Consider the following 9,024-nt stretch of genomic DNA (forward strand, 5'->3'; position numbering starts at 1 on the left):
CCAAGAAGGGGGAATCGCAATTCCCCCTTCTTGGTCGTTTCAAGGGGGATGGGCGTTGGGAAGGGGGGAAATCGAAATCCCCCCTTCCCAACCGGCTCTTTCGCCCCTTTCTGGCCGCTCAGAAAGGGGCCCGCCGGAGGCTTGACAAGAAAGCAGGTGTCAAAAAGGGTTCCCATGGAAGGCGCGCCAGCCCGGCATAAGGCGGGCCGATATGGGCAAGAGAAGCCGCCCTGGGGCGTCGGCCCCTACGGAACGGGTCGGGCGGCCATAAAGCCCAGCCAGTGTCCGGTCCCTACCTGCGCCGGAACACATGGACGCGGAAGGAGGCCCGCACCCGCAGGCCGTCCAGGGCGGCCAGCCGCTCCGCCCCCTCCCTGGGGGTCTTCCAGTAATAGGGGGTCATCTGGAACAGGTCGCGCAGCGCCTCCCCCGCCACGTCCACCACCGCCTCCACCGGCTCCACCCGCTCGTAGGAAAAGCCCTCGTAGGGGATGTCCTCCTCCTTGTTGCGGTAGGGCTGGTCGTAGAGCACCTGCTTGAGCTCCCACAGGTGGTCGGCGGCGGGCACCACATAGAGGAAGGCCCCGCCGGGGCGGAGCACCCGCCGGAACTCGTCCAGGGCCAGGGGGGAGAAGCAGTTGAGCACCAGCCCCACCGAGGCGTCCGCCAGAGGCAGATGGTAGGCGGAGGCCACGGCGAACTCCCCCTCCGGCACCCGCCGGGCGGCCAGGCGCACCGACGGCTTGGACAGGTCGATTCCCGCCAGGGGCGGGCGGCCCAGGGCCTCCCACAGTCCAGCGGTGTAGTACCCCTCGCCGCAGCCCGAGTCCAGCACTGCCTCCCCCGGCGGGGCGTACTCCGCCCCCAGGGCGCACAGGGCGGCCAGCAGGTGGCCGTAGTATCCCCCGGAGAGAAACCGGCGGCGGGCCTCCGCCATGCCCTTGTCGTCGCCGGGGGCCTTGGAGTGCTTTTTGTTGGCGGGCAGCAGGTGGACATACCCCTCTCTGGCCCTGTCGTAGGCGTGGCCGTTGGGGCAGGCATAGGCCCGCTCCCCCCGCTCCAGGGGGGCGGCGCAGATGGGGCAGGTAAACAGAGACTTTTCCACAGAACCTCTCTCCTTTGTGGAAGGTATGACAGGAAATTGGGCCCCCGCACGGGCGGGGGCCCCGGCCGTTCACCCCTCCAGCAGCTCCTTGCCGGAGATGCCGGGCTCCGTCATGGAGTAGGGGTCCAGAATTTTGTCCAGGGCCGCCTCGTCCAGCAGGCCCTCCTCCAGAATGAGCCGCCGCACCGGCGCGCCGGTCTCGATGGCCCGCTTGGCCACCTCGGCGGCCTTCTCATAGCCCACGTGGGGGCACAGGGCGGTGATGATGCCCACGCTGTGCTCCACCATGTCCCGGCACCGCTCCCGGTTGGCGGTGATGCCGGTGACGCAGTTGTCCACAAAGGTATGTACCGCGTAGGTCAGGGTCTCCACGCTCTGGATCAGGTTGTAGAAGATGATGGGCTCGAAGGCGTTGAGCTCCAGCTGGCCCGCCTCGGCGGCCATGGTGACGGTGACGTCGTTTCCGATGATGTTGAAGGCCACCTGGCTGACCACCTCGGGGATGACGGGGTTGACCTTCCCCGGCATGATGGAGGAGCCGTTCTGCCGGGGCGGCAGGTTGATCTCGCTGAAGCCGCAGCGGGGGCCGGAGGACATGAGCCGCAGGTCGTTGGACATCTTGGACAGGTTGACGGCGCAGGTCTTGACCGCGCCGGACACGGCCACGAGCCCGTCCAGGTTCTGGGTGGCATCGATGAGGTCGAAGGCCTGCACCAGCTCAAGCCCGGTGACCTTGGACAGGTTGGGGATGATGCGGCGCAGATACCGCTCGTCGGCGTTGATGCCGGTGCCGATGGCGGTACCCCCCATGTTGAGGCGGCGCATCTCGTCCTTGGCCCGCTCGAAGCGGGCGATGTCCCGGCGCACCGCCCGGCTGTAGGCCCGGAACTCCTGCCCCAGACGGATGGGCACCGCATCCTGCATCTGCGTGCGGCCCATCTTGAGCACGTCGTCAAACTCCTCCGCCTTGGCCTCCAGGGCCTCAGAGAGCCGCTCGAGCTGGATCTGGGCCCGCACCAGCAGCTTGAGCACCGCCAGCTTGCCCGCCGAGGGGAACACATCGTTGGTGGACTGGCCGTAGTTGACGTGGTCGTTGGGGTTGACCAGGGCGTAGTCCCCCTTCTCCCCGCCCAGCAGCTCGATGGCCCGGTTGGCGATGACCTCGTTGGCGTTCATGTTCAGGCTGGTGCCCGCGCCGCCCTGGATGGGGTCCACGATGAACGCCTCGTGGAGCCGGCCCGCCGCAATCTCATCGCAGGCCCGCACGATGGCGTCGGCCACCCGCTTGTCCAGCAGGCCGATCTCCAGGTTGGTGATGGCGGAGGCCTTCTTGATCTCCGCGATGGAGTTGATCTGCTCCGGATGTACGGCCAGCCCGGTGATGGGGAAGTTCTCCGCCGCCCGCAGGGACTGGACGCCGTAGTAGACGTCCTTGGGGACAGACCTCTCCCCCACGGAGTCGTGCTCGGAGCGGTATTGGATGCTCATGGTACAGGTGCCTCCTCGCAAGCAGTCCTTCATTTTATAGGGACATCATAGCACCATCCGTTTTATTTTGCAAGCAATCCTGCAAATTATAGTCCCTCTCCGTGCCCTGGGCAGGTCACCAGATGGTCGTTGATGAGCCCCGCCCCCTGGAGGTAGGAGTAGACAATCACCGGCCCCACAAAGCGGAAGCCCCGCTTTTTCAGGTCGGCGCTCACCCGGCGGGACAGGTCGTCCTCGGCGGGCATGTCCTCCGGCCGCTCCAGCCGGTGGTCCACCGGCACGCCGTCCACCCAGTGCCAGAGGTAGCGGGCAAAGCTGCCCCACTCCTCCGCCACGGCCAGAAAGGCCCGGGCATTGGTGACGGCGCAGCGGGCCTTGCTCCTGTTTTTGATGACGCCGGGGGCGGCCAGAGCGGCCTCCACCTCGTCCTCCCCCCACCCGGCCAGCGCCGCCGGCTCAAAATCCGCGAAGGCCGCCCGCAGGGCCGCCCGCCGCTCCAGAATCAGCTTCCAGCTCAGCCCGGCCTGAAAGCCCTCCAGCTCCAGCAGCTCGAACAGCGCCCGGTCGTCCCGGCAGGGCCGGCACCACTCCGTGTCGTGGTACAAAATCTCATGCTCCGTTTTTGCCCAGGGACAGCGCGCGCCCTCTCCCATGTCAGCTCTCTCCTCTCCTTTCCCGCCCGGTTGGGCCGGGAAACGCGATATCATCTGCACTATAGCATAGAAATGGGAAAATGGAAACCCGCCGGCAAAGTCATTGCTGAGAAAAAATTTTGTAAATAAAGAAAAAATCAGGTGACTTGCCAGGCGGACCGTGTTACCATTAAGATACCAGCCAGGGGACATGGCCTGGCAAATATAAAATCAGGAGGACCCCTCTCGTATGAAAAAGCACCGCGGAAGACATCTGCTCTCCCTGCTGGCGTCGGCAGCTCTGCTGGCATCCCTGCTGCCCGCCGCCTTTGCGGCTGAGGCAGAGGGCGAGAAGCACATCACCATCCTGGGCACCTCAGACATGCACGGAAATATCTGGGGCTATTCCTACGAAGACAACGCGGAGACCGACAACAACGGCATGGCCAGGCTCTACACCTACATCCAGCAAGTGCGGGCCGAGAACCCCAACACCTTCCTCGTCGACGCCGGCGACGACATCCAGGGCACCATCATGACCGACGATCTGTATAACAAGACCCCGGAGGAGCCCCATCCGGTCGTCACCGCCATGAACTACATGGGCTATGACGCCATGACCCTGGGCAACCACGAGTTCAACTGGGGCATCCCCACCATGCAGGCCATTCTGGGACAGGCCAGCTTCCCGGTTCTGGCCGCCAACGTCACCGGCGCCCAGGGCGAGCCGGTCACCGGCGCGGGCTGGACGATTGTGGAGCGGGGCGGCGTGAAGCTGGCCGTCATCGGCGTGGTCACCCCGGATGTCCCCATCTGGGACAGCGGCAAGGACGGCATTGACGACGCCGTCTATGAGGCCGCCAACGTGGCCGTCGGCAAGGCCATCGACGAGATCGGCGACCAGGCCGACGTAATCATGGTGTCCGCCCACATGGGCATGTACGCCGAATTTGACGAGGAGGGCGGCTCCGACTCCGCCCAGAAGATTCTGGACGACAACCCGGAGATCGACGTGCTCCAGGTGGCCCACAACCACGTGGTGGTCAACGAGAAGCAGGGCTCCACCGTCATCGGCGGCGTGCGCAACGGCGGCCGGGACATCGCCCGCTTTGATCTGACCCTGGACGCCGACAATCAGATCATTGACAGCTCGGTGGAGATTGTGGATATGACCGGCGTGACCCCCAGCCAGGAGCTCCGGGAGATCCCCCTGGTGGCCGAGGCCCATCAGAAGACCATCGACTACATCAACGGCGGCGGCTCCGGCGACGATGGCGAGGGCGGCGCGTCCCTGGGAAGCACTACCGCCCGCTTCCAGCCTGAGAACGAGATCCGCGGCATCCCCGCCGGCCGGGTGATGGATACCGCCGTCATGGATCTGATCAACACCGTCCAGCTGGAGAACTCCGGCGCCGACGTCTCCGCCGCCGCCCTCTTCAAGGGTACCAGCGATCTGCCCAAGGGCGACATCAACTACGGCAACATCTTCGACATCTACAAGTTTGACAACACCCTTTACCGGGTGAGCGTCACCGGCGCGGAGCTCAAGGCTTACATGGAGTGGTCCGCCGAGTGCTACAACCAGTGGCAGGAGGGGGATATCAATATCTCCTTCGACCCCGAGTACCCCGACTACCTCTACGATATGTTTGCCGGCGTGGACTATGAGATCGACCTGTCCCAGCCCAAGGGCCAGCGCATCCAGAACGTCATGTTCCACGGCGCGCCCCTCCAGGATGACCAGGAGCTGACCCTGGCGGTGAATAATTACCGCTACTCCTCCGCCCTGAAGGCCCAGAACATCATCTCCGGCACCAAGGAGTGGGAGTCCTCCAACTCCATCCGGGATATGATCGTGACCTACTTTGCCGAGCACTCCCCCGTGGCCCCCGAGGTGGACCACAACTGGAAGATCGTGGGCGTGGATCTGAGCGAGGACGACCCCCGCCGGGCGGAGCTGGTGGGCTACATCAACGCCGGCCTGCTGGACACCCCCTACGCCGAGAGCTACAACCTGTCCGACTATGATTCCCTGGTGGCCCAGGCCAAGGCGAAGGCCGAGACCCTCACCGTGACCGTAAACGGCGCGGCCAAAGACGTGGCCACGGCTTTCGACGCCCAGGGGAATACCTACTACCGCCTGCGCGACCTCGCCTTTGCCCTGAAGGGCACCGGCGCCCAGTTCAATGTGACGTGGGACGGCAGCGTGGCCGTCGCCACCGGCTCCGCCTACGAGGGCGAGGCCCTGGCCATGCCCGGCTCCGCCCCCACCGGCGAGGCCGTCAGCCTGACTCTCACCGTGGACGGCACTGCGGTGAGCCAGCCCGCCGTACTCGTCAACGGCAACTACTATCTGGCCGAAGGCTTCCTCGCCCAGCTGGGCGCGGAGTCCGCCCTGGTGGAGGGCGTTTTGGCCATCACCGCCGCGTAACCGCTTTCCGTCAGCAAAGGGCCGCGCCTGGGGCGCGGCCCTTTCCTTGCGTATTTTACCGGACTCCGCCAGAGCTTTGAACGATCCATTCCCTTCATACGGCCGTCTTGTCCAATTTTTCTCTGGCCCCTTTGAGCAATCTGTGATATAATCCGCTCCGTATGATGATTTTCGCATAAAAAGGAGTACGACATGATTACAGTTTCCGACCTGGGCCTGGCCTACAGCGGCCAGCCCCTCTTTTCCCACGTGGATCTCCAGTTCACCAAGGGCAACTGCTACGGCATCATCGGCGCCAACGGCGCGGGTAAATCCACCTTCCTGAAAATCCTCTCCGGCGAGCTGGAGCCCACCTCCGGCGAGGTCTCCATCCTGCCCAAGACCCGCATGTCGGTGCTCAAGCAGGATCAGAACGCCTACAACGCCTACAACGTCATGGACACCGTCATCATGGGCAACCAGCGCCTCTACGACATCGGCAAGGAGAAGGAGGCCCTCTATGCCAAGGAGGAGATGACCGAGGCCGACGGCATCCGCGCCTGCGAGCTGGAGGAGGAGTACGCCGAGCTGGGCGGCTGGGAGGCCGAGAGCGACGCCAGCCGCATCCTCCAGGGCCTGGGCGTGGGCACCGAGTTCCATTCCAACGGCATGGCCACCCTGGACGCCCGGCTGAAGGTGAAGGTGCTGCTGGCCCAGGCCCTGTTCGGCAATCCGGACATCCTGCTGCTGGACGAGCCCACCAACAACCTGGACATCAACGCGGTGAACTGGCTGGAGGACTTCCTGCTGGACTTTGAGGGCACGGTGATTGTGGTCAGCCACGACCGCCACTTCCTCAACACCATCTGCACCCACATCGTGGACATCGACTACAACAAGATCAAGATGTACGTGGGCAACTACGACTTCTGGTACGACGCCTCCCAGCTCATGCAGAACCTGATGAAGAACCAGAACAAGAAGAACGAGGAGAAGGCCCAGGAGCTCAAGGAGTTCATCTCCCGCTTCTCCGCCAACAAGTCCAAGAGCAAGCAGGCCACCGCCCGGCGCAAGCTGCTGGAGAAGATCACCCTGGAGGAGATCCCCGCCTCCTCCCGCCGCTACCCCTGGGTGGCCTTCTCTCCCGACCGGGAGGTGGGCAAGGACATCCTCTTCGTCACCGACGTCAGCAAGACCATCGACGGGGTGAAGGTGCTGGACAAGGTGAGCTTCATCGTGGGCCACGGGGACAAGATCGCCTTCGTGGGCGACAACGAGAACGCCCAGACCGCCCTGTTCCAGATCCTCACCGGCGAGCTCGAGCCCGACGAGGGCACCGTCAAGTGGGGCCAGACCGCCACCTTCTCCTACTTTCCCAAGGACAACACCAAGTTCTTCAAGGACTGCGACGACAATCTGGTGGAGTGGCTGCGCCAGTGGTCCTCCGACCCCCACGAGGCTTATCTGCGGGGCTTTTTGGGCCGGATGCTCTTCTCCGGCGACGAGGTTTACAAGCCCGTCAAGGTGCTCTCCGGCGGCGAGAAGGTGCGGTGCATGCTCTCCCGGATGATGCTCTCCGGCGCCAACGTGCTGCTGCTGGACCAGCCCACCAACCACCTGGATCTGGAGTCCATCGCCGCCCTGAACAACGGCCTGGAGGCCGTCAAGTGCAACGTGCTCTTCGCCTCTCACGACCACCAGCTGGTGCAGACCGTGGCCAACCGGGTGTTCGACTTCACCTCCGACGGCAAGCTCATTGACCGCAAGATGACCTACGACGAGTACCTGGAGAGCCAGAAGGCCGACTGAGCCCCACGGGCCATGCCGTGGCAAGACCATAATATCTGCGCAAACCGCAAGCGATAATTGCCAAAATGCAACCCGCTTGCGGTTTCTTTTTTCGTTGGACTGCTTTATCATGTGAGGTGAACAGATATGGAATTGAAGGAAACGCTGCCCGCCCTGCGCAGGAAAAAGGGGCTGTCCCAGCAGGAGTTGGCCGAGGCCCTGGGTGTCTCCCGCCAGGCGGTGTCCCGCTGGGAGGTGGGGACAGACATCCCCACCATGAAGAATCTGCTGGCCCTGAGCAGGCTGTTTGACGTGCCGGTGCATGAGTTGGTGGGCGGAGCCCAGCCCGCGGATTCTCTGGAAGCGGAAACGACGTCACACAAAAAGGTGACAAAGCCGGCTCGCTACCAACTCCTGACCAAAGTGCTGGGTGGTGCTCTGGCCGCCGTGGTTGCGGCCGGACTGCTGGCCGCCCTGTACCAGAACCAGCTTAGGCCCGCCCCCACGGACCCCGCAGAGCGGACTATTGTGGATATTGAGGATTTGGACGGAGAAAGGATTGAGCCCGATGCAGTAACTTGGCACACAACATCGGAAGGAGGAAATTAGCTGTGAAAAAAGTAATTGTTTCCATAGCGACAGCCTGTGTACTCTTTATAAGTTGCGGAGATATACCTCCGGCCATGGCCGCAGAAAGTAGTGCCCTATGTTTATCGTCTGCCGAGAGTCCAATAGAGACCGGGGTGATTGAATATGAGGATCTTTTCTGTGATATGCTTGATCCTGCCGCTGTTTCCGATGTTGGCCTGAGAAGCACAACACGGGCCACCAATCGGATTGAATGGAGTTTATCTGCCGGGGAAGTTGCAGCGATGGATACAGCCTACACGCTGGAGGCGGATGAACTTGTGACTATTAACTGTACATACTCCCCCCGAACCGCTGATCTTGACTTTGGTCTGATTACCCCGGACGGCACCTTCCGTTTTACCAGTGGAAGCAACGGAAGCATTCATACCACAATCCGAGTTAACGAAACCGGAAACTACTATTTTACTGTGCGCAATAATACAAGCAGAACAGTCGAAGTATTGGGATATGTTTATTATTAATATTTATTTATGGAATTGTGTAAATCTTAAAGGAGGGGAATAATAATGAAAAAAGTAATCTCTTTGCTATTAGCTCTCATAATGATATTTACAACCGCTTCGGCCTATTCCAATGATAATGATAATATATCTGTTGCTCATGCACAGGTTTACCATGCTTCTGGCGTAAATGAATATGGCACAAATATTTTAGAAAAATCCGAAATTGAGCACGATGTGCCTGCTAAGATAATTACTCAAAACGGTTGCATAACAATTGATATGATATTAGATGGCAACCCTATAGTAATTTCTGCAAGGTTGGAGGGAAGAAATCTTAGTGATAATCTCCTTTACTATGATGCTGAATGTATAAGCGATGGGAATATAGATGTAATGTCTTTTACATATAACAAAGATTTTACACCTAAAGCAGCGATCACTTCTGACTATAATAAGCAGTATCCAGCAGCAAAAGGTCGTGTCAAGATTTTTTCGCACTTTAGTTTG

At 61.4% G+C, this 9,024-nt stretch carries 8 protein-coding genes; 5 read left to right on the plus strand and 3 right to left on the minus strand.

Annotated elements, in window-relative coordinates; genetic code table 11:
- Window positions 1-292: 292 nt before the first annotated feature.
- The 3 genes from HMPREF0372_RS13645 to HMPREF0372_RS13655 all read right to left on the minus strand — a co-directional run bounded on the left by HMPREF0372_RS13645 (window position 293) and on the right by HMPREF0372_RS13655 (window position 3,246).
- Window positions 293-1,105, minus strand: a complete 813-nt coding sequence (locus tag HMPREF0372_RS13645) for a putative RNA methyltransferase (protein ID WP_007493573.1) — start codon at window positions 1,103-1,105, stop codon at window positions 293-295.
- Between the two features lie 69 nt (window positions 1,106-1,174).
- Complete coding sequence (locus tag HMPREF0372_RS13650) at window positions 1,175-2,593, minus strand: aspartate ammonia-lyase (protein ID WP_007493575.1); 1,419 nt, start codon at window positions 2,591-2,593, stop codon at window positions 1,175-1,177.
- A gap of 86 nt (window positions 2,594-2,679) precedes the next feature.
- Complete coding sequence (locus tag HMPREF0372_RS13655) at window positions 2,680-3,246, minus strand: DNA-3-methyladenine glycosylase I (RefSeq protein ID WP_039997589.1); 567 nt, start codon at window positions 3,244-3,246, stop codon at window positions 2,680-2,682.
- 229 nt (window positions 3,247-3,475) lie between these two features.
- Between HMPREF0372_RS13655 and HMPREF0372_RS13660 the strand changes: the two genes are divergently transcribed.
- From HMPREF0372_RS13660 to HMPREF0372_RS19830, 5 genes are all read left to right on the plus strand, one after another.
- A complete protein-coding gene (locus tag HMPREF0372_RS13660) occupies window positions 3,476-5,656 on the plus strand; it encodes a bifunctional metallophosphatase/5'-nucleotidase (RefSeq protein ID WP_007493579.1) in 2,181 nt (726 codons plus the stop codon).
- Window positions 5,657-5,848: 192 nt separating this feature from the next.
- Window positions 5,849-7,444 carry an ABC-F family ATP-binding cassette domain-containing protein gene (locus tag HMPREF0372_RS13665; protein ID WP_007493582.1) on the plus strand — a complete coding sequence of 532 codons (1,596 nt, stop codon included), beginning with the start codon at window positions 5,849-5,851 and terminating at the stop codon, window positions 7,442-7,444.
- Window positions 7,445-7,570: 126 nt separating this feature from the next.
- On the plus strand, window positions 7,571-8,032 hold the full coding sequence (locus HMPREF0372_RS18820; RefSeq protein ID WP_007493584.1) for a helix-turn-helix transcriptional regulator: 462 nt from the start codon (window positions 7,571-7,573) through the stop codon (window positions 8,030-8,032).
- Between the two features lie 2 nt (window positions 8,033-8,034).
- Window positions 8,035-8,535 carry a hypothetical protein gene (locus HMPREF0372_RS19360; RefSeq protein ID WP_007493586.1) on the plus strand — a complete coding sequence of 167 codons (501 nt, stop codon included), beginning with the start codon at window positions 8,035-8,037 and terminating at the stop codon, window positions 8,533-8,535.
- 45 nt (window positions 8,536-8,580) lie between these two features.
- Window positions 8,581-9,024: hypothetical protein (locus HMPREF0372_RS19830; protein WP_007493588.1), on the plus strand; the 444-nt coding region annotated here is incomplete at its 3' end.

It is taken from the genome of Flavonifractor plautii ATCC 29863, assembly GCF_000239295.1.
In the GTDB taxonomy this organism is placed as follows: Bacteria; Bacillota; Clostridia; order Oscillospirales; family Oscillospiraceae; genus Flavonifractor; species Flavonifractor plautii.

What these genes read in the sequence shown, in the direction of transcription:
- HMPREF0372_RS13650 (WP_007493575.1), bottom strand. Translation starts at nt 2,593, where the DNA reads ATGAGCATCCAATACCGCTCCGAGCACGACTCCGTGGGGGAGAGGTCT.
- HMPREF0372_RS13655 (WP_039997589.1), bottom strand. Translation starts at nt 3,246, where the DNA reads ATGGGAGAGGGCGCGCGCTGTCCCTGGGCAAAAACGGAGCATGAGATT.
- HMPREF0372_RS13660 (WP_007493579.1), top strand. Translation starts at nt 3,476, where the DNA reads ATGAAAAAGCACCGCGGAAGACATCTGCTCTCCCTGCTGGCGTCGGCA.
- HMPREF0372_RS13665 (WP_007493582.1), top strand. Translation starts at nt 5,849, where the DNA reads ATGATTACAGTTTCCGACCTGGGCCTGGCCTACAGCGGCCAGCCCCTC.
- HMPREF0372_RS18820 (WP_007493584.1), top strand. Translation starts at nt 7,571, where the DNA reads ATGGAATTGAAGGAAACGCTGCCCGCCCTGCGCAGGAAAAAGGGGCTG.